Annotated in this window: 15 protein-coding genes and 1 pseudogene; 8 read left to right on the top strand and 8 right to left on the bottom strand. The window is 66.7% G+C overall.

Translation table 11 applies throughout. The features are described 5' to 3' along the window. Nucleotides 1-783: 783 nt before the first annotated feature. Both ACT2FV_RS12360 and ACT2FV_RS12355 read right to left on the bottom strand, forming a co-directional pair. Nucleotides 784-975, bottom strand: coding sequence for a DUF2964 family protein (locus tag ACT2FV_RS12360; RefSeq protein WP_059511565.1), 192 nt, complete (start codon nt 973-975; stop codon nt 784-786). A 15-nt stretch (nt 976-990) separates the two neighbouring features. Next, the gene (locus tag ACT2FV_RS12355) at nt 991-1,470 is read right to left on the bottom strand and encodes a universal stress protein (protein ID WP_059605845.1); all 480 of its coding nucleotides are present in this window, start codon (nt 1,468-1,470) and stop codon (nt 991-993) included. 266 nt (nt 1,471-1,736) lie between these two features. Here ACT2FV_RS12355 and ACT2FV_RS12350 point away from each other — a divergent pair, with 266 nt between their 5' ends. Next, nucleotides 1,737-2,498 carry a 2-keto-4-pentenoate hydratase gene (locus ACT2FV_RS12350; protein WP_124625533.1) on the top strand — a complete coding sequence of 254 codons (762 nt, stop codon included), beginning with the start codon at nt 1,737-1,739 and terminating at the stop codon, nt 2,496-2,498. A gap of 168 nt (nt 2,499-2,666) precedes the next feature. Here the strand turns inward: ACT2FV_RS12350 and ACT2FV_RS12345 are convergent, their stop codons facing one another. Further along, nucleotides 2,667-3,584, bottom strand: a complete 918-nt coding sequence (locus tag ACT2FV_RS12345) for a LysR family transcriptional regulator (RefSeq protein WP_151048107.1) — start codon at nt 3,582-3,584, stop codon at nt 2,667-2,669. 109 nt (nt 3,585-3,693) lie between these two features. Between ACT2FV_RS12345 and ACT2FV_RS12340 the strand changes: the two genes are divergently transcribed. Then, nucleotides 3,694-4,293, top strand: coding sequence for an NAD(P)H-dependent oxidoreductase (locus ACT2FV_RS12340; RefSeq protein WP_151048106.1), 600 nt, complete (start codon nt 3,694-3,696; stop codon nt 4,291-4,293). Between the two features lie 133 nt (nt 4,294-4,426). Beyond that, nucleotides 4,427-5,833 carry a 3-deoxy-D-arabino-heptulosonate 7-phosphate synthase gene (locus ACT2FV_RS12335; protein ID WP_151048124.1) on the top strand — a complete coding sequence of 469 codons (1,407 nt, stop codon included), beginning with the start codon at nt 4,427-4,429 and terminating at the stop codon, nt 5,831-5,833. Nucleotides 5,834-6,040: 207 nt separating this feature from the next. On the opposite strand, the gene ACT2FV_RS12330 is transcribed toward ACT2FV_RS12335, so the two are convergent. Continuing rightward, nucleotides 6,041-6,877 carry an alpha/beta fold hydrolase gene (locus ACT2FV_RS12330; protein WP_059605832.1) on the bottom strand — a complete coding sequence of 279 codons (837 nt, stop codon included), beginning with the start codon at nt 6,875-6,877 and terminating at the stop codon, nt 6,041-6,043. A 220-nt stretch (nt 6,878-7,097) separates the two neighbouring features. Then, complete coding sequence (locus ACT2FV_RS12325; protein ID WP_151048105.1) at nt 7,098-7,931, bottom strand: oxidoreductase; 834 nt, start codon at nt 7,929-7,931, stop codon at nt 7,098-7,100. Nucleotides 7,932-8,025: 94 nt separating this feature from the next. On the opposite strand from ACT2FV_RS12325, the gene ACT2FV_RS12320 reads away from it, so the two are divergent. The 3 genes from ACT2FV_RS12320 (at nt 8,026) to fucP (ending at nt 11,649) form a co-directional block, all read left to right on the top strand. After that, nucleotides 8,026-8,997, top strand: a complete 972-nt coding sequence (locus tag ACT2FV_RS12320; RefSeq protein WP_151048104.1) for an AraC family transcriptional regulator — start codon at nt 8,026-8,028, stop codon at nt 8,995-8,997. 310 nt (nt 8,998-9,307) lie between these two features. Beyond that, complete coding sequence (gene rbsK, locus ACT2FV_RS12315) at nt 9,308-10,234, top strand: ribokinase (protein WP_444503989.1); 927 nt, start codon at nt 9,308-9,310, stop codon at nt 10,232-10,234. Nucleotides 10,235-10,275: 41 nt separating this feature from the next. Continuing rightward, nucleotides 10,276-11,649, top strand: a complete 1,374-nt coding sequence (gene fucP, locus ACT2FV_RS12310; protein ID WP_124625542.1) for an L-fucose:H+ symporter permease — start codon at nt 10,276-10,278, stop codon at nt 11,647-11,649. A gap of 38 nt (nt 11,650-11,687) precedes the next feature. Here the strand turns inward: fucP and deoR are convergent, their stop codons facing one another. Next, nucleotides 11,688-12,458: a DNA-binding transcriptional repressor DeoR gene (gene deoR, locus ACT2FV_RS12305; RefSeq protein ID WP_124625545.1), complete on the bottom strand. Its 771-nt coding sequence runs from the start codon at nt 12,456-12,458 to the stop codon at nt 11,688-11,690. Between the two features lie 146 nt (nt 12,459-12,604). On the opposite strand from deoR, the gene deoC reads away from it, so the two are divergent. Further along, complete coding sequence (gene deoC / locus ACT2FV_RS12300) at nt 12,605-13,285, top strand: deoxyribose-phosphate aldolase (RefSeq protein WP_151048100.1); 681 nt, start codon at nt 12,605-12,607, stop codon at nt 13,283-13,285. A gap of 145 nt (nt 13,286-13,430) precedes the next feature. Here the strand turns inward: deoC and ACT2FV_RS12295 are convergent, their stop codons facing one another. Together ACT2FV_RS12295 and ACT2FV_RS12290 are read right to left on the bottom strand one after the other, a co-directional pair. Further along, nucleotides 13,431-16,952: a pyruvate carboxylase gene (locus tag ACT2FV_RS12295; protein ID WP_444503988.1), complete on the bottom strand. Its 3,522-nt coding sequence runs from the start codon at nt 16,950-16,952 to the stop codon at nt 13,431-13,433. Nucleotides 16,953-17,230: 278 nt separating this feature from the next. Then, on the bottom strand, nt 17,231-17,434 hold the full coding sequence (locus tag ACT2FV_RS12290) for a hypothetical protein (RefSeq protein ID WP_226117293.1): 204 nt from the start codon (nt 17,432-17,434) through the stop codon (nt 17,231-17,233). Between the two features lie 164 nt (nt 17,435-17,598). Here ACT2FV_RS12290 and ACT2FV_RS12285 point away from each other — a divergent pair. Then, nucleotides 17,599-18,027 (top strand): annotated as a pseudogene (locus ACT2FV_RS12285) (hypothetical protein); the annotation flags it as partial. Between the last annotated feature and the right edge of the window lie 72 nt (nt 18,028-18,099).

Here is an 18,099-nt window from a genome sequence, read left to right as displayed (position 1 = left end):
CTGAGTATTTAAGGAGGTGATATTCCGGATGTAAAGGACGATCGGCATTCGGCTCGTGGCGTCCGGTTCCATCCCTTGCGTCCGGATCGAATGAATTCTCTTTCGGATCGACATATCACGATTTGATACAAATCACGATATCGTTGCCCCCGCACGCATCGGTATTAAATGGGGATCGATTCAGGAGCGCTAATGGCATGCTCGGCACCGGACCTTCGCATCACGCGTTCGTCCATCGCGGCCACTCGTAGCCGGAGCGAGGCTCGGGATTCACCTGCACCGTGTGGCGTTGAATCAACCGGTGTTTGCCATCTGGAACCGCCGCGCGGCTCCCGCCTTCACGAAGGACTTCGAAACGGGTTTGACGGGTTGCAGGCCGGCGCTCGATCACACGGTTATGCACGTGAGCCGCTTTGTCACGACATCACGCGCTTTCGCGGCGCGATGCAATCACGCACGGGTCGCTGCCACGCGCGCGCTAACGGTTGCCGTGTCAGGCCGGATCAATGCGGGTGCGCCACCGAAGGAAAGCTGCGAGGACAGGACTCGACCGCCGCGATGAGGTAAGCAGCGGCGTGCTCGCGCATGCGCGAGTCATTCAATCAAAGCGTGCGCTGCCTGATGCGGAATCGATGAGACGGGAGATGCCGGCCAGGGCGATGCCGGCCGGGCAGGATGACGCGAATGCGCCGGACATGACGGACGGAGAGAGGCGGAAAGACGGACCGGCGGTGCTGCTGCGGTGATTGCCGGTCTTGCATGAAACCGAGGAAGCGCCGCGCGTCACCCCTCGCCCTTCGGCCCCGGGTTGAGCATGACGACAAAGCAGGCCACGCCGACGATCAACGCGACCGCGCCGCCACGCAGCGCGATCGTTTCGTCGAACAGCAGCCCGGTCACCACGGCCATCATCCCCGCGAGCGACACGAACACGGCGATCGCCGCGACGACGATCCGGTATTGACGACGTATCATCGCGCGTCCGCCAGATCAGGCTGCCGCGGCGGAAGCCGGCTCGCCGGCATCGTCGCCGCGAATCAGCAGCACCGGGCACTTCGAGCCACGCACGAAGCGCTCGGCGACGCTCCCGAGCACCACGCGCCGGATGCCGCGCCGCCCGTGCGTGCCGACCACCGCGAGGTCGATCCCGCGCTCCTTGACGTAACGCTGCAGGCGTTCCGCGACGTCCTCGCCAATGCTCTCGGTCTCGACGAGTTCGCCCTCGCCCTTCGCGCCGGCCCGCGCGAGGACCTCTTCGGCTTCACGCAGCACCTTGCGCCCGTCGTCGCGGATTTCCTCGATGAGCGCATGCGGATCGAAACGACCCGCGTACGTAAACAGCACCGACTTGTCGACCACGTACACGACGCTGACGTGCGTGTCGCCCGCCAGTGCCACCTTCATTGCCTCGGCAAGCGCCTGTTTCGACGAAGCGCTGCCGTCGACGGCCACCATGATCTTCTTGTACATGCGAACCTCGCTGGGGTGAGTTGCCGCGCGCGGTCGCGCGTGGCCATGTCCCCATCATCGGCGGACGGCCGGCTGGAAGCTTGACGGCGATCAAAATCCACCCAAAACGCGGCGTGCGGCAAAGCGCCACGCGCAAAAATCGGCGCGCCATCCCCGAGGCCGCGCCGGGCAACCGGGCGGCCATGCCGCCGAAAGCGCTATCATCGACGTTGCGACCTTCGTCCGGCCCTTTTTTTGCCGGCTCACTTTCAACTCGCTCAACCGACATGACAACGACTACCGAACGCGTGGACGGCGCCGCCCAGCATCTCGTCGCCGCCCGCCATGCCGGCGTGCCCGGCCCGCTGCTCCCCGACGCCTTGCGCCCCGAGAGCGTCGATACCGCGCTGGCGATCCAGCATCGCGTCGCCGACCTGCTCGGCGAAGCCATCGGCGGATGGAAATGCGCGCTGCCGCCGCCCGACCGCGTGATCGTCGCGCCGATCTTCGCGTCGACGATCCGCGAAGCCGATGTGCCGTATCGCGTCGTCGGCGGCCCGATCGTGCGGATCGAGCCGGAGATCGCGTTCGTGCTCGATCGCGACCTGCCCGCGCGCGCGCAGCCGTACGACGAGAGCGACGTGCGCGGCGCGATCCGCGAAGTGCGCATCGTGCTCGAGGTGCTGGGTTGCCGCTATGCGGAGCCCGCGCGCGCGTCGAAGTTCGAACTGCTCGCCGACGGGCAGTTCAACCAGGGATTGTGCGTGGGCCCCGTCGTGCCCGATGGATTGAACGTGCCGCTCGAGACGCTCGCGCTGTCGTTCGAAGGTGCGCTGAATCGCACGATCGACGGCCGTCATCCGGACGGCGATCCGCTCAAGCCGCTCGTGTGGCTGGTCAATTTCCTCGCATCGCGCGGCGACGGCGCGCGTGCCGGCCAGATCGTAACGACCGGGTCGTATGCGGGCGCGATCGACGTGCCGATCGGCGACGCGCTGACGGTGCGCTTCGGCGAACTCGGCAGCCTGTCGGTGACGCTGACGGCCTGACGGCCGACGGCGGGGAACGCGGCGCGTATCGTCGTCGGCGCGCAGCGGGGTGTCGGCATCGTCGCGCTGAACGACTCACGCCGGCCGACACCCGTCACATATTCATCGCTCGCCGCCGGCACGTCGCGCCGTTTCCGCGAGCCTGCCGCATGCGCGGCTCGCCGCACGCTACGCCTGCGCCTCCACCTCGGCCAGTCGCGCCGGCAGCTGGTTCACGAGCGCATCGACGGCCGCGCGCACCTTCAGCGGCAGGTGCGACGTATGCGGCCACACCGCGTGGATCGCATAGGTCACGCCCGGCTGATCCGGCAGCAGCTCGCGCAACGCGCCGCGGCGAATCTCGTCGCGCACCAGCCAGTAAGGCAGCCACGCGACACCGAGCCCCGCGACAGCCGCGTCCAGCACCGCGCGCAAGTCGTCGGAGAGCAGACGGGCCGCCGGTTGCAACTCCTCCGTCCGGCCATCGACGACCACTTGCCAGCGATGCATCTGACCGTAACGCGTATAGGCCAGCGCCTTGTGCTGCGCGAGCGCGTCGACGGTCGCGGGTTCGCCGCAGCGTGCCAGATACGCCGGTGACGCACAAAAGGCCATCTTGTGCTCGCCGAGCGCACGCGCGACGAGGCCGCTGCTGTCGGGCAGCGCACCGACCCGCACCGCCAGATCGACGCGCTCCTCGACGAGGTCGATCGTCCGGTCGCTGAACGACAGGTCGAGATCGAGTTCGGGATGGTCGCGCGCCAGCCCGATCAGGATCGGCGCGACGCACAGATGCCCGAACAGCGCCGGCATCGACACGCGCAGCCGCCCCTTCATCTGCCATTTGCCGCTTTCGAGCAGCGCCTCCCCCGCGTCGATCTCCTCCACCGCGCGCAGGCAGTATTCATAGAACAACGCGCCCTCGTCCGTCAGGCTCTGGCTGCGCGTCGTGCGCTGGAATAGCACGACGCCCAGCCGCGCCTCGAGTCGCGCGATGCTCTTGCCGACCGCAGAACGCGTGATGTGCAGCGTCTCGGCGGCCTGCGCGAAGTTGTCGGCTTCCGCCGCAGCAACGAACACGGCGATGCCGTTGAGGTTGTTTCGCATGCAATTGGATCGATAAAGTCTACATTGACGGGAAATCTTATCGCTTTTTGAGACAAAAAGTGGATGATACGATCGGCTCCGTTGTTCATATATGAACGGAGAGATCCCGATGGCCCGCATTCTCGTACTCAAGTCCAGCATCAACCGCGACCAGTCGCAAACCAACGCGCTGATCGACGCATTCCTCGCGCAACGCAAGGCCAGCGGGCACGCGGACGACGTGGTCGTGCGCGATCTCGTCGATCTCGACCTGCCGGTGCTCGACGGCGAACTGTTCCATGCGCTGCGCGGCGCGGAGAATCCGGGCGAGCGTGCGCGGCAGGCGGTCGCGCTGTCCGACGAGCTCGTCGCCGAACTGAAGGGCAGCGACCTGCTGCTGATCGGCGCACCGATGTACAACCTGAACGTGCCGACCCAGCTGAAGAACTGGTTCGACCTGGTGGCACGCGCACGCGTGACGTTCCGCTACACGGACACCTATCCGATGGGGCTCGTCGAAGGCGTCGACGCGATCGTGTTCAGTTCGCGCGGCGGCGTGCACGTCGGGCAGCCGACCGACGCCGTCACGCCGTACCTGCGTGCCGTGCTGGGCCTGATGGGCATCCATCAAGTCCGGTTCGTCTACGCGGAAGGCCTCGACATGAGGCCGCACGGCTTCGAAGCGGGGCTGGCGAACGCACGCAAGCAGATCGAAGCGCTCCACGCGTAACGCACGTCGGGCACGGCCCGCGCCACGCGAACGGCGGCTTCGCCGTGGCACACGATGCAGCATGTCGGCACTGCGTGATACCGTTGCACATCGCCCGTCACGCACGAACCGCGTGCCCCTCCCGTCACTCGCCATGCCGCCGACACCGTTGCCTGCCCTGCTGGACGAAGTCCTGAGCACAGTCGATCGCCGCTACCGGCTGCCGCCGTTCGTGCGTGCGTCGTCGCTGACCGATGCCGCGAACCCGGCCGCCATCATCGCCATCGTGATCGAGGAAGCGCGCCGGATGCACGCCGACGGCCTCACGCCCGCCCCGGCATTGCAACGCCGGTTCATCGACGCGCTCGCGCGGATGATCGGCGACGCGATGGACGCACGGTCCGGCGACCCCGCATTCCAGGCCGCGGTGCTTCGACATGGTGCCCCGGCCGTGCGCGAATACGCATCGCTCGCCTCGCATGCCGAGCAGGATCGGCGCACGCTGCGTTCGGCCGTCAACACGATCGCGCATCCGGCCCGGCTCGAACGGCGCGCGCAGGCATGGCAACGCGAGCCGCTCGCACGGCTGCATGCGGCCGCGGCGGGCGCGTCGTGGGACGATCTCGATGCCACACTGCGCCACTTGCTCGCGCAACCGGAGACGGCGGCCGACACCGCGTTCGAACAGGACATCGCCAAACTGAAGGACAGCGCCGCGCTTGCCCGACTGCAGCGTCTCGACGCATTGTTGCCGGATCCGGACGTCCAGCGGTACCGCACGCTGTGGAGCCGCCAGGGTCCGCTCGAAGGCAGCGCGCTCGCCGTCGCGCAAGGCGTCACGTCGCAACAGCGGGGCGCGGCCGTCGAAGCGCTGGCCGCGCAGGCGCTCGACGCCCTGGCCGCGCAGCTCGATGCGAGCGACGCGCACCGCACGTATCGCGTGGTCACGTCGATGCGCGTGCCGGCCTCGATACCCGGCAAACACGACCGCGCGAAAACCGAGTGGGATGCGGTGCTGCTCGAGCGCGCGCGCGGCGACGATCCGTCGGCCGCGTGGCACGTCCTGTTTCTCGTCGAAGCGAAAGCGTCCGCGGATGCCGCGACCACCGACCTGCCGCGCCTGCTGCGCGGCCTGAGCCTGCTCGCACAAGCCGATCCGGACACCGTCTATGCGTTCGAAACACGCGAAGGCGCGGTACGCCTGCACGGTGCGTCGCTGCACGCACTGACGATCGACGACGCGTCACTGCAACGCGAGGTGTTGTACTGCTGCGATGCATCGGCAGACCCCGCGCCGCGCCTGCTGGGGGCCGCAAGCCGGATGCAGTTGCTGTCGGCGCCGGCGAGCCTTGAATACGCGAGCGCGCTGGCGCAGCACGCGGATGCCGATCCGCACGGCCTCGGCGCCGTATGGCAAGCGTTGCTGGAACTGCCGTCATGGCGCGCAGTGCTGCATCAGTACGAATCGCTGCGGCAGGTTCGAGCGTTGATGGTGAGCGTCGACGATCTGATGGCCGCGATCGAAGGCGATGTCGGCGACAGCGCCGCAAACAATGCGTGACGTGTGACGCGCGCGGCGCGACCCGGCTGCACGCGCGTTGCCGCCGACGCACCGGTTCAGCGGCAAGACGACACCGCGCAGACTCAAGTCGACGCGGTGTCCCCGCTCCGCGAAACGCACAGGACACCGAATCAAATCGGCGCCGAGGCGACCGGCGTGACCGGTCGGCGCGGCGCAGCCCGCGAAAGCGGGCATGCGCCGATAGCGTTACGACTGGATGAAGGCGAGCAGATCGGCGTTCAGCACGTCCGCATTGACCGTCAGCATCCCGTGCGAATAGCCCGGATACGTCTTCAGCGTGCCGTTCTTCAGCAGCTTGACCGACTTCAGCGCCGAGTCCGCGATCGGCACGATCTGATCGTCTTCGCCGTGCAGCACGAGCGTCGGCACCGAGATCGACCGCAGGTCTTCGGTCTGGTCCGTTTCCGAGAACGCCTTGATGCCTTCATAGTGCGCCTTCGCGCTGCCGATCATGCCCTGACGCCACCAGTTCTGGATCACGCCTTGGTGCACCACCGCGCCCGGCCGGTTGAAGCCGTAGAACGGGCCCGACGGCACGTCCAGGAAGAACTGCGCGCGGTTGTCGGCGAGCGCCTTGCGGAAGCCGTCGAAGACCTCGAGCGGCAGGCCTTCCGGGTTCGCGTCCGTCTTCAGCATCAGCGGCGGCACCGCGCTGACCAGCACCGCCTTCGCGACACGTCCGGCCGGCTCGCCGTGGCGGGCCACGTAGCGTGCGACTTCGCCGCCGCCGGTCGAGTGACCGATATGAACCGCGTTGCGCAGGTCGAGCGCTTCGGCCACCGCGAACGCGTCCGCCGCGTAGTGATCCATGTCGTGGCCGTCGGAAACCTGCGCCGACCGGCCGTGGCCGCGGCGATCGTGTGCAACCACGCGATAACCCTTCTGAACGAAGAACAGCAACTGCGCATCCCAGTCGTCGGAAGACAGCGGCCAGCCATGGTGGAACATGATCGGCTGCGCGTCCTTCGGGCCCCAGTCCTTGTAGAAGATGTCGACGTTGTCCTTCGTGGTGATGTACGGCATGGCTGCAGGCTCCTTTGAGGTAAGTGAACATACGTGCCGGCCGGCCACCCGGGCGGGTGTCGGTGACGAGCTGCGGCGCGGTGGCACACCGCGTCGGTCGACGCAGCACCTCAGTGTTGTAGCGGAAAACCGCGACCGTGTCATGAAGCCAATTACGTCGCGCCGTGCATCGGCACCCTGGTACTCACCGTGTGACGCGTCACGCACGACCGATCGCGCGTCAACCGTCCGTCGACACGGTCACCGCCTCCCACGTGCGAATTTCGTCTTCCAGCGCCGACCATTTGGCGCGCACGAGCCGAAGCGCATCGCTGCCGAGCAACAGATGGGCCGGCGGATGGTCCGCCGCGATGACAGCAAGCATCGCGCGCGCCGCCTTCGCGGGATCGCCCGACTGGCGGCCGTTTTTCTCCTCGCGCGCCTGGCGGATCGGATCGAAGAGCGCGTCGTAATCGGCGATCGAACGCGGCGTTCGCGTCATCGAACGGCCCGCCCAGTCGGTACGGAACGAGCCCGGCGCCACGGCAGTCACCGCGATGCCAAACGGCTCGAGCTCCTTGCCGAGCGTCTCCGAAATCCCTTCCAGCGCGAACTTGCTGCCGCAGTAATAGGCGATGCCCGGCATCGTGATGTGGCCGCCCATCGACGTGATGTTCAGGATGCGGCCGCGCCGGCGTTCGCGCATGAACGGCACGACGGCCTTCAACATCGCGACGGCGCCGAATACGTTCACGTCGAACTGTCGGCGCATCTCCGACAGCGGCGACTCCTCCACGATGCCTTCGTGTCCATAACCGGCATTGTTCACCAGCACGTCGACGGGCCCGACGCTCGACTCGATTTCCGCGACGACGCCGTCGATGCGCTCGAAGTCGGTCACGTCGAGCACGCGCCCGATGGCCGCACGCGGGGACAGCGCCTCGAACGCCCGTTTTGCCGCTTCGCTTCTCACGGTGCCGACCACCGTATGACCCGCGGCCAGCGCCGCTTGCGCGAGCGCACGGCCGAAGCCGCTGCTGACGCCGGTGATGAGCATGATGTTGCCGGATGCCATGTGAGCTTCTCCCGAATGTCGATCGAAGCATGCATGCTAGTCTGACGAACCAGGTCGAATAAGCCCGATTCCGCTGAATTTCTTGCCTGAAACTATGAACGCTGCCTCCTCCTCGTCCCGCTCGCGGTCGCTGCCCGCGCGCGGTCGCAAACGCCTGATCGCGTTGCTGCATGCGTTGGCGCCGGACGAAGGCTACAACCTGACCGCGCTACCGAGCGTGCGCATCCTGCGTTCGAACCGCGCGCTATCGCGCATGCCGGTGCTCTACGACCCGGGCATCGTGATCGTGTGCCAGGGCAGCAAGCGCGGCTATTTCGGCGGCGAACGCTATCTGTACGACGAGGACCACTACCTGGCCGTATCGGTGCCCGTGCCGTTCAGCATGGAAACCGACGCAACGGCGGATCGCCCGCTGCTCGCGCTGTATCTGCACCTCGATTTCCCGATGGCCGCCGAGTTGGCCGCGCAGATCGATCGCGAGGGAATCGCCGAACCCGTGCAAGCGCCGAAAAGCATGATGTCGACGCCGATGGACGATGCGATGCACGCGACCGTGCTGCGGTTCGTCGAGGCGATGCACCGCCCGCTCGAAGCGGCGGTGCTCGGCCCCGGGTTGCTGCGCGAACTGTATTTCCGCGTGCTCACCAGCGCGCAGGGCGGCGCAATGCGGAGCGCGCTGGCGATGCGTGGACAGTTCGGCCGGATCGGCCGTTCGCTGCGCATGATCCACGCCGACTACGCGAAGTCGCTCGACGTGACGCAACTGGCCGGGGAAGCCGGCATGAGCGTGCCGAGCTTCCACAGCCACTTCAAGGCGATCACGCAGGTGTCGCCGATGCAGTACCTGAAGTCGACGCGGCTGCATCAGGCGCGCCTGTTGATGGTGCGCCAGGACCTGACTGCGGAGGCGGCCGGCCATGCGGTCGGTTATGCGAGCGCGTCGCAGTTCAGCCGGGAATTCAAGCGGCTGTTCGGCCTGACGCCCGCGCAGGAGACGAAGCGCATGCGCGCGCAGTTCGCGATTCCGGCGCCATTCGACGATGCGGTGTTCGTGTCGTCGCATTGACTGGCTGAGCCGCGAGCCGCACGTATGACCTTCGCGGGCCCGATGCCCGGTGCGCGAACCTGGTCGGGACGCGCACGCTCGCCGCGTGCGGCGTCGCGCACCAGACCCGCCAGCGACTTCAGGATGAGCGCGGTCACGCCCAGATGTCCTGCGTCTGGTTCGCCCAGTACCAGGCGCACCCGGGCCGATCCCACATAGTGACCCGCATAACATCATACGATTGCATTATCACATTTATTGTGATTTTATTCTCATCCGTGGTGGCCGCCGTCGATCGCATACGCCCCCCCATTCCAAGGAAGAGACGCAGATGGAGACAATCGCCGTCATCGGCAGCAACATGGTCGATCTCGTGACCTACGTCACGCGCATACCCGCCCGGGGCGAAACGCTCGAGGCGCCGAACTTCGAGCTCGGCTGCGGCGGCAAGGGCGCGAACCAGGCCGTCGCGGCCGCGCGCCTCGGCGCGCGTGTCGTGATGGTCACGAAGGTCGGCGACGACGTGTTCGCCGACAACACGATCCGCAACTTCGAGCGCGAGGGCATCGACACCACGCACGTGCGCAAGGTCGCCGGCGTGCCGAGCGGCGTCGCGCCGATCTTCGTCGAACCCGATTCGAGCAACAGCATCCTGATCGTCAAGGGCGCGAACCGCCACCTGACGCCCGCCGACATCGACGCGGCCGCGCCGCAGCTCGTCGAATGCGCACTGATCGTGCTGCAGCTCGAGATCGAGCTCGACACCGTCTATCACGCGATCGAATTCGGTGCCCGGCACGGCATTGCCGTGCTGCTGAACCCCGCACCCGCCGTGGCCGATCTTGATTTCGAGCGGATCCGGTCCGTCGAATTCTTTGTGCCTAACGAGACCGAACTCGCGATCGTGTCGGGCATGCCGGTCGATTCGCGCGCGAGCGCCACCCGCGCCGCCGAATCGCTGATCGCGCGCGGGCTCAAGCACGTGCTCGTCACGCTCGGCAGCGACGGCTCGCTGTTCGCGTCACGCGACGGCGCGCGGCACGTGCCGGGCGTACAGGTCGATGCGCGCGACACGACGGGCGCCGGCGACGCGTACATCGGCTGCTTCGCGCGCTGCTACGCGGCGAAGCGCGATGCGATCGACGCGATGCGCTACGCGTCGGCCTACGCCGCGCATTCGGTCATGGGCCTCGGCACGCAGAAGTCGTACGCCGACGCCGCGACGTTCGAACGCTTCCTCCGCGACGCCGGCATCTGAACGGCGCCTTCATCGACGAGACAACCGGGAAGGAGACACCCATGGGCCGTACCAGAATCGAACACGCCCCCGACGGCTATTACCTGAACCGCACGCCGCTCTTCGCGTTCACGCTGCTGTGCTGCCTGTTCGCGCTGTGGGGCACCGCCGCGAACCTGAACGACGTGCTGATCGCGCAGTTCAAGAAATCGTTCTTCCTGTCCGACTTCGAATCGGCGTTCGTGCAGTCCGCGTTCTATCTCGGCTACTTCTTCCTCGCGATTCCGGCCGCGACCGTCGTGAAGAAGTTCAGCTACAAGACGACGATCCTCGTCGGACTGCTGCTGTACACGACCGGCTGCCTGCTGTTCTTCCCGGCCGCGTCGATGGCGAAGTACGGAATGTTCCTCGTCGCGCTGTTCGTGATCGCGGCGGGCCTGTCGTTCCTCGAAACCGCGTCGAACTCGTATTCGACACTGATGGGCCCGCGCGAAACCAGCACGCGGCGGCTGAACATCTCGCAGACGTTCTATCCGTTCGGCGCGATGGCCGGCGTGTACATGGGCAGCTTCCTGATCTTCAAGGAGGGCGATGCGTCGCATGCGCAGCTCGCCGCGATGTCGGCGGCCGAAGCCCACGTCCACCAGCTCGCGATGATCCAGGCCACGCTCGAGCCGTACAAGTGGCTGATCGTCGTGCTCGCGGGCGTGTTCGTCGTGTTTGCGCTCACGCCCTACCCGGCCTGCAAGGGCAACGGCCCCGGCGTGGCCACGCACCGGATCGACGCGCGCGGCACGCTGGCGCGCCTGTTCGGCAACCGGCGCTTCGTCGCGGGCATCGTCGCGCAGTTCCTGTACGTCGGTGCACAAGTGGGCGTCTGGAGCTTCACCATCCGGCTCGCGATGCAGATCGGCGGCCTCACCGAGCGCGGCGCGTCGCACTACCTGCTCGCGACGTTCTTCGCGTTCTTCGTCGGCAAGCTGATCGCGACGCTCGTGATGAAGCGCGTCGGCCCGGCCAAGGTTCTGATCGTCTACGGCATCCTGTGCATCGTGCTGCTCGCGTACACGATCAGCGTGCACAACATCACGGCCGTCTATGCAGCCGTGGGCGTGAGCGTGTTCCTCGGCCCGTGCTGGCCGACGATCTATGGCCTCACGATCGACGGGCTCGGCAAGGACACCGAATACGGCGGCTCGATCCTCGTGATGAGCATCGTCGGCGGCGCGGTCGTACCGCTGATCCAGGGGCTGATCTCCGATCACACGGGCGGCAACATGCAGCTCGCATTCGTCGTGCCGCTCGCGTGCTTCGTCGTGATCGTCTACTACGGCTTCTACTGCCTGCGGCACCAGCCGGCGGCGATGCCCGACGCAGCCGCCGACGGCAACGCGCCCGCGCGCTATGCCGCTGCGCGCAACACGTCAGGAGCCTGACGATGCGAGGCGAGATCGAACTGCGCCGCCATGCTGCATCAGGTCACGAGCGCGATCCCGTGTTCGCGGATCGTCGTTTCGTACCGGCGGCTCAGCTGCCCGTCCGAGATCACGTAGTTGAAGTCGGTCAGCTCGGCGAAATAGGCCGCGCGCACTTCGTCGAACTTCGTGTGGTCGACGAGCAGGAAGCGGTTCTGCGCGCGTTCCATCACTTTCTTCTTCGCGTCGACTTCGTGGAAGTTGAAGCACGTGACGCCGCAGCGGTCGCTCACGCCGGCCGCGGAGATGAACGCCTTCGACACGCGCACCGTGTCGAGGATGCCCGTCTCGGCCACCGACTCGAACACCATGTTCTTGCGGTGATACACGCCGCCGCACAGGATCACGCTGCAATGCGGTTTCTGCTGCAGCTTCGCGAACACGTTCAGCGAATTGCAGACGGCGGTGAATTCGAGGTCGTCGGGGATGAAGTCGACGATGAACGGCGTGGTCGAGCCGCAGTCGACGAAGATCGTGTCGCCGGTCGTCACGAACTGCGCGGCCAGCTTGCCAATGCGGCGTTTCTCCTCGGTCTGCCGGTTGTTCTCGGCGCTGACGACGTACTCGCCGATGTCGCTGCGCTGCGCGGCGAAGTGGCGCGTCACGTAGCCGCCGATCAGGCTGAGGCCGTGCGGATTGTCCGCGAGGTCGCGGCGGATCGTCATCTCCGACACGCCGAACAGTTCGGCGACTTCCCTCAGATGAATCGCGTTCTGCCCTTGCAGCACGTTCATCAGCGTCTTGATCCGTTCGCCCTTCTTCGTTTCCATGCCAGTATCCTGCGTACCCGTCGCATCCGTCGCGTGTCATGCCGGGCGCGCGGGCCCGGCCGGAATGTCGTATTTGTAACAAACCGATGTGAAAACATCAACTTTACGTGTGCCCTTCCCGCACACGATCCGTGGAGTCCTGAAACATGCCGCTTTCCAACGCCCAACTCGCTCAAACCATCGATCACACGCTGCTCGCGCCCGACGCGAGCGACGCACAGATCCGCGAACTCTGCCGCCAGGCGGCCGAGCATCGCTTTTACTCGGTCTGCGTGAATTCGGCGAACGTGCCGCTCGCCGCGCGCGAGCTGGCCGACACCGGCGTGCTTGTGTGTGCGGTGGTCGGCTTCCCGCTCGGCGCGGGCCTGTCCGCCGCGAAGGCGTTCGAGGCGTCGGCCGCGATCGCGGCGGGCGCGCGCGAGATCGACATGGTGATCAACCTCGGCGCGCTGAAGAGCGGCCGCGCCGACGACGTGAAGGCCGATATCGACGCCGTGCACCGCGCCTGCGGCACGGTGCCGCTCAAGGTGATTCTTGAAACGGGGCTGCTGACCGACGACGAGAAGGTGCGCGTGTGCGAGATGTGCCGCGACCTCGGCGTCGCGTTCGTGAAGACGTCGACCGGCTTCGGCCACGGCGGCGCGACGCTCGCGGATGTCGCGCTGATGCGCCGCACGGTCGGCCCCGTGCTCGGCGTGAAGGCGTCGGGCGGCGTACGCGACCGCGCGACCGCGCTCGCGATGATCGAGGCCGGCGCGACGCGGCTCGGCACGAGTTCGGGTGTTGCGATCGTGACCGATCAGGGGGGCAGCGACGCGGTGTACTGACCGATGGCGGGCCGGCTGCCTGCGCGTCGGCGCGTAACGACGCGCAGGCAGCCGTCGCCGAACAGTTCGGCACGCCCCCCGAGCAGGCGGTGTGCCGATTGCGATGCCATGCCCGGTCACCACACACGACCGATCGCGGCAACCCTCATTGTGTCGGGTCTTTCAACTCGATCAGCAGATCCTTCGCCGCCACCCGTTCGCCCGGCTTCACATGCACGGCCGCGATCTCGCAGTCGCGCTCCGCCGCGATGTGTGTTTCCATCTTCATCGCCTCAAGCGCGATCAGCGTGGTGCCGGCCGCCACGCGCTGGCCCGGCTGCACCGCCACCGTCACGACCGAGCCCGGCATCGGCGCGGCAACATGCATCGGATTCGCCGGATCGGCACGCTGCAGACCATGGCGCTCCTTGCCCGCCTGCACGACGCTCTTCTGCTCGACCAGCGCGGAACGCGACTGGCCGTTCAGCTCGAACAGCACCTTCACGATGCCGTCCTGCGCATCGGCATGCTGGCCCTGCAGCGATACGAGCAGCGTCTTGCCCGGCTCGATGTCGATCGCCACTTCCTCCTGTGGCTGCAGGCCGTACAGGAACGCGGACGTCGGCACGACCGACGTGTCGCTGTACGCGCGAACGTGCGCGTAATAGTCGACCGTCTGTTTCGGATACATCAGGTAGGACGCGAGTTGCCGGTCGTCGAGCGGCTGCTCGCACGCAGCCTCGGCCTGCTTGCGTACCGTGTCGAGGTCGACCGGCGGAATCTGGTCGCCGGGACGATACGGTGCCGGCGGCTCGCTCTTGAGCACCTTGCGCGACAGTTCGGCCGGGAAGCCGTCGGGCGGGAAGCCCAGCTCGCCCTTGAACAGCGATACGACCGATTCCGGGAACGCGATGTCCTTGTCCGGATTGCGCACGTCGTCCACGCTCAGGTCGTTCGCGACCATCATCAGCGCCATGTCGCCGACCACCTTCGACGTCGGCGTGACCTTGACGATGTCGCCGAACAGCCGGTTCACGTCCGCATACGCGCGCGATACCTCGGTCCAGCGATGATCGATGCCGAGCGAGCGCGCCTGCTCGCGCAGGTTCGTGTACTGGCCGCCGGGCATCTGGTGACGGTAGACGTCAGCCGTGCCCGCGCGGATCTCGGATTCGAATGGCGCGTAATACCGGCGCACGCCTTCCCAGTACATCGACGCTTCGTGCAGACGGTCCTGATCCAGCCCCGGATCGCGTTCGCCGCCGGCCAGCGCCGCCGCGATGCTCGACAGGTTCGGCTGCGACGTGAGCCCGCTCATCGCGTCGAGCGCGCCGTCAACCGCATCGCAGCCCGCACCGACTGCCGCAAGCACCGACGCCGCGGCGATGCCGCTCGTGTCGTGCGTATGGAAATGCACGGGCAGCCCGGTTTCCTCCTTGAGCGCCTTCACGAGCGTCGCGACCGCCTGCGGGCGGCAGATGCCGGCCATGTCCTTGATGCCGAGCACGTGCACGCCGGCCTGCTGCAGTTCGCGCGCGATGCCGACGTAGTACTTGAGGTCGTACTTCGAGCGCGACGTGTCGAACAGATCGCCGGTGTAGCAGATCGCGCCTTCGCACAGCATCCCGCTCTCGCCCACCGCATCGATCGCCACGCGCATGTTGCGCACCCAGTTCAGCGAATCGAACACGCGGAACACGTCGACGCCGGCACTCGCGGCCTGCTGCACGAAGAAGCGCACGACGTTGTCCGCGTAGTTCGTATAGCCGACCGCGTTCGAGCCGCGCAGCAGCATCTGGAACAGGATGTTCGGCACGCGTTCGCGCAGCAGCGCGAGCCGCTCCCACGGATCTTCCTTCAGGAACCGCAGCGCGACGTCGAACGTCGCGCCGCCCCAGCATTCGAGCGAGAACAGCTGCGACAGCTCGCGCGCGTAGAACGGCGCGATCGGCAGCATGTCGGCGGTGCGCATGCGCGTCGCGAACAGCGACTGGTGCGCGTCGCGCATCGTCGTGTCGGTCAGCAGCACCTGCTTCTGGTCGAGCATCCAGCGCGCGAATTTCTCGGGACCAAGCTCACGCAAGCGATCGCGCGTGCCCGCAGGAATCGCCACGGCCGTATCGATCTTCGGCAACACCGGCTTCGGCAACGGCAGAGCCGGCAGCGTGCGACCGCTCATCTCGGCGTTTCCGTTCACGTTCAGCTCGCCGAGATAGCGCAGCAGCTTCGTCGCGCGATCGCCGCGCTTCGCGAATGCGAGCAGCTCCGGAGTCTTGTCGATGAAGCGCGTCGTCACGTCGCCCGCGATGAAGGCCGGGTGATTGATCACGTTCTCGAGGAACTGCAGGTTCGACGTGACGCCGCGAATGCGGAACTCGCGCAGCGCGCGATCCATCCGGTGGATCGATTCGGCGGCCGTCGGCGCCCAGGTCGTCACTTTCACGAGCAGCGAGTCGTAGTACGGCGTGATCACCGCGCCGCCGTAGGCGGTGCCGGCGTCGAGGCGCACGCCGAAGCCCGCCGCGCTGCGATAGGCCGTGAGCCGCCCGTAGTCGGGCAGGAAGTCGTTCTCCGGATCCTCGGTCGTGATCCGGCATTGCAATGCGTTGCCGTTCAGCGGAATCGCCTGCTGTTCCGGCACGCCTGCCGCACGTGCGACGAGCGCGCCGTCGCCGTCCGTTGCGTCCTCGGCGAGACCAATACGGGCGCCTTCCGTGATGCGAATCTGCGCCTTCACGATGTCGATGCCGGTGATCATCTCGGTCACCGTGTGCTCGACCTGGATGCGCGGGTTCACCTCGATGAAGTAGAACTGGCCGGTGTCGGCATCCATCAGGAATTCGACGGTGCCCGCATGCGTGTAACCGACCGCGCGCATCAGGCGCAGCGCGGATTCGCACAGCGCCTGCCGGCCCGCGTCGTCGAGATATGGCGCCGGTGCGCGTTCGACGACCTTCTGGTTGCGTCGCTGCACCGTGCAGTCGCGCTCGTACAAATGCACGACCGTGCCGTGCAGATCGCCGAGCACCTGCACCTCGACGTGCCGCGCATTGCGCACGAGTTTCTCGACGTACACCTCGTCGTTGCCGAATGCGGCCAGCGCCTCGCGCCGCGCGACAGGCAGCAGGGTTTCGAGGTCCTGAGCGTTTTCCAGTACGCGCATCCCGCGTCCACCGCCGCCCCAGCTCGCCTTCAGCATCAGCGGATAGCCGACCTCCGCGGCCAGCGCCCGGCACGCGTCGAGATCGCCCGGCAGCGGCGCGGTCGCGGGCATCACCGGCACGCCGGCCGCGATCGCCGCATTGCGCGCGGCAACCTTGTTGCCGAGCGTGCGCATCACGTCCGGCGACGGGCCGATCCAGCGGATGCCGGCGTCGATCACGGCCTGCGCGAAGTCCGGGTTCTCGGACAGGAAGCCGTAACCGGGGTGAATCGCGTCGACCTTCGCCTGCCGCGCGACACGCAGGATGTCGTCGATGTCCAGATACGCGGCGAGCGGCTTCTTGCCCTCGCCGATCAGGTAGCTCTCGTCCGCCTTGAAGCGATGCAGCGCGAGCCGGTCTTCCTTCGAATAGACCGCCACCGTACGCATGTTCAGTTCGGCGGCGGCACGCATTACGCGAATGGAGATTTCCGAGCGGTTCGCGATCAGGATGGACTGGATGGGGGTAGGCGTCACGGCGGCCATGGATAGTGAAGAGTTGAATTGAGCTCGCCGACGCGCCGTCCTCCACCCGCCTGCCTCGCTGGGCGGCGTGCGGATTCTCGCGTCGGTCATTCGAGGTTGCATCGTCCCGGCTTTCGCCAGTCGACATGTTCGCCAGATCGCCGGACAGCCGCTATCGACATCGCGACGACGAATAGCATCCAGCCGACCAGCCGGAAATAAGGGACCGGCTCGCCGGCCGGTTCGGTCGCCGGTCTAACCACGGCGAGCCCGTGGCACGACCTGCGCTCGCGGGAGGATCAATCGCGGGGATCGAAAAGCGGCGCGTGATCCATCCAGTCGTAGCCTGGTGTTCCCTTTGCCCACGCCCAGTTGGTATCGTGGCGTCGCTCACCGAACGATTCGCGCGTCATCGCGGATCGACCTGCGTCCGCCTCGCGCTCCGGCGCTACGCGACGCGCGTCGTCGCCGGGTACCGTGCTTTGTTTACCGCTGCCAGTCATTGCATTCACCTTACGATTGAAAAGCGAGTCGCCTCTCGAACTGTCCGCTTCGTTTCGTCAGGAAAGACCCGTCAGGCGAGAGGACATCGAGCATGCCGCCCGGTTAATGCAAAAACCAGGCCATGTCGGATATCGACCAGACGGTGTGGATGTAGGGGGATCGGATGCGAAGCCCGGTCGCGCACGGGCTCAGATATGGAATCGAAGTTTCAATTCTGAAATCTCGCGCGTCGGGACGGATCGGCCGCGCGGATCGATGGGCCACGAGACATCAGTGTTTCTGGTTTCTTGCAAGTCGTTGGCCAAGATCGCACGCGGGTTCGGGCAACCTGCACGGTGCGCTCGCGCGCATCACGGACAGCCATCACCGGATGTTCGTCGACGAGCGGCTGATGCGCGACATCTGCCGCGCGACGCAGGCCGACCGTGCGCTGCAGGCGCTCGACCCCGCCGACGGGGAGTTTCTGGCCGGGCTACTCGCCGAAGCGTTAGCCAATGTGGCGCCCAGCGCCACGCGCACGCCACGCGGCGCGTTCGCTGAGCTGATGATGATTCGGATCGCCGCGGCCGTGCGGCATGCGATCACGTTGCAGCCGAAGGCGGCACGGCAGTTGCTCGCGATGTTCAAGCGGACGTTGCCGCGGAACCTGGCGATGCTCGACGAG

This window comes from Burkholderia sp. PR2 (assembly GCF_052372875.1).
Lineage (GTDB): Bacteria > Pseudomonadota > Gammaproteobacteria > Burkholderiales > Burkholderiaceae > Burkholderia > Burkholderia diffusa.
The sequence above is the reverse complement of the archived record's forward strand: the minus strand, read 5'-3'. Positions and strand labels throughout refer to the sequence as shown.

Coding starts and splice junctions, on each gene's coding strand:
- ACT2FV_RS12355 (WP_059605845.1), bottom strand. CDS start 1,470: ATGTACAAGAAGATCATGGTGGCCGTCGACGGCAGCGCTTCGTCGAAA.
- ACT2FV_RS12325 (WP_151048105.1), bottom strand. CDS start 7,931: ATGGCATCCGGCAACATCATGCTCATCACCGGCGTCAGCAGCGGCTTC.
- rbsK (WP_444503989.1), top strand. CDS start 9,308: ATGGAGACAATCGCCGTCATCGGCAGCAACATGGTCGATCTCGTGACC.
- ACT2FV_RS12335 (WP_151048124.1), top strand. CDS start 4,427: ATGCCGCCGACACCGTTGCCTGCCCTGCTGGACGAAGTCCTGAGCACA.
- fucP (WP_124625542.1), top strand. CDS start 10,276: ATGGGCCGTACCAGAATCGAACACGCCCCCGACGGCTATTACCTGAAC.
- ACT2FV_RS12295 (WP_444503988.1), bottom strand. CDS start 16,952: ATGGCCGCCGTGACGCCTACCCCCATCCAGTCCATCCTGATCGCGAAC.
- ACT2FV_RS12340 (WP_151048106.1), top strand. CDS start 3,694: ATGGCCCGCATTCTCGTACTCAAGTCCAGCATCAACCGCGACCAGTCG.
- deoC (WP_151048100.1), top strand. CDS start 12,605: ATGCCGCTTTCCAACGCCCAACTCGCTCAAACCATCGATCACACGCTG.
- ACT2FV_RS12320 (WP_151048104.1), top strand. CDS start 8,026: ATGAACGCTGCCTCCTCCTCGTCCCGCTCGCGGTCGCTGCCCGCGCGC.
- deoR (WP_124625545.1), bottom strand. CDS start 12,458: ATGGAAACGAAGAAGGGCGAACGGATCAAGACGCTGATGAACGTGCTG.
- ACT2FV_RS12345 (WP_151048107.1), bottom strand. CDS start 3,584: ATGCGAAACAACCTCAACGGCATCGCCGTGTTCGTTGCTGCGGCGGAA.
- ACT2FV_RS12290 (WP_226117293.1), bottom strand. CDS start 17,434: ATGACTGGCAGCGGTAAACAAAGCACGGTACCCGGCGACGACGCGCGT.
- ACT2FV_RS12360 (WP_059511565.1), bottom strand. CDS start 975: ATGATACGTCGTCAATACCGGATCGTCGTCGCGGCGATCGCCGTGTTC.
- ACT2FV_RS12350 (WP_124625533.1), top strand. CDS start 1,737: ATGACAACGACTACCGAACGCGTGGACGGCGCCGCCCAGCATCTCGTC.
- ACT2FV_RS12330 (WP_059605832.1), bottom strand. CDS start 6,877: ATGCCGTACATCACCACGAAGGACAACGTCGACATCTTCTACAAGGAC.